The 908-nt window shown below is 46.0% G+C and carries 2 pseudogenes; one reads left to right on the forward strand and one right to left on the reverse strand.

Features of this window, described 5'->3' with window-relative positions:
- A pseudogene (locus tag HT737_RS28920) lies at positions 1-340 on the reverse strand (sulfatase); the annotation flags it as partial.
- 389 nt (positions 341-729) lie between these two features.
- Between HT737_RS28920 and HT737_RS28925 the strand changes: the two are divergent.
- Positions 730-908 (forward strand): annotated as a pseudogene (locus tag HT737_RS28925) (UDP-glucose 6-dehydrogenase); the annotation flags it as partial.

Raw genomic sequence — 908 nt, forward strand, 5'->3', positions numbered from 1 at the left:
CATGAATGATCGCGTCGCGATACTGGTAAGCGGCTTCCTGAATGAAGCCGCCAGAGTAAACCAGCGAGACAAAGCTGCTGTAGCTCAGGTAATCCGCGGTGACCCGGGTATAAACATCGAAAAACACTGCCGAGACAAACAGTGTTATTGCGAACAAGTGGCGAATGAGAGCTTGACGAATATACGCCGTTAGATATAACGCCAAAGTAAGCGCCAAAAACATCGCGCCAAAAAGAAGTACAGCAAAACCTGCGCCGATAGCATTTAACCGATCAATGTAGTATTCGGAGTAAAGCAGCAAGTAAACAAATAAAAGTAATTCTTTGGCATATCTGAACATGGCGATACCGCTCGCGCAAAACGGCAGGGAGTCAAAGGTTTGTCGGTCAGAACCTGACACTAGCACCCGGCCATCAAAGCGCAAGAATTGACTGTTTTTTTCACAAAGCGTCAAAAAACCGGTGACTCAAATCTGACACACACGAAACGCTAGAAGCCTTTAAATTAAAGACTTACAACCGTTTATCGCTTATTTTGAATCTGAACAAATCTGCAAAAAATCAACAAATCCAATCGCAGCAATGACTTGATGGCCAATCGCCAAAAAGCGCTCAAGTGTTATACAGGTGCAACATGTCATTTTGCTGACACGCTTTCCAAACCCTGCGCTATACCCCTTTTACAGTCTTCTTCCGAACTTCTTCTTTTCGCTCTATCGAGGGTGCGCAGATGGACGTGAGCGTATTTGGCACCGGCTATGTCGGATTAATTCAAGCCGCCGCACTTGCCGATGTGGGACATCGGGTTTTATGTGTCGATATTGACCCGAACAAGATTAAACAACTGCAACAAGCCGTGCCGCCTATTAGCGAACCGGGCTTATCCGCTGCACTGGAAGAAAACATCAA

The sequence above is a fragment of the Pseudomonas sp. MD195_PC81_125 genome, from assembly GCF_014060985.1.
Lineage (GTDB): Bacteria > Pseudomonadota > Gammaproteobacteria > Pseudomonadales > Pseudomonadaceae > Aquipseudomonas > Aquipseudomonas parakoreensis.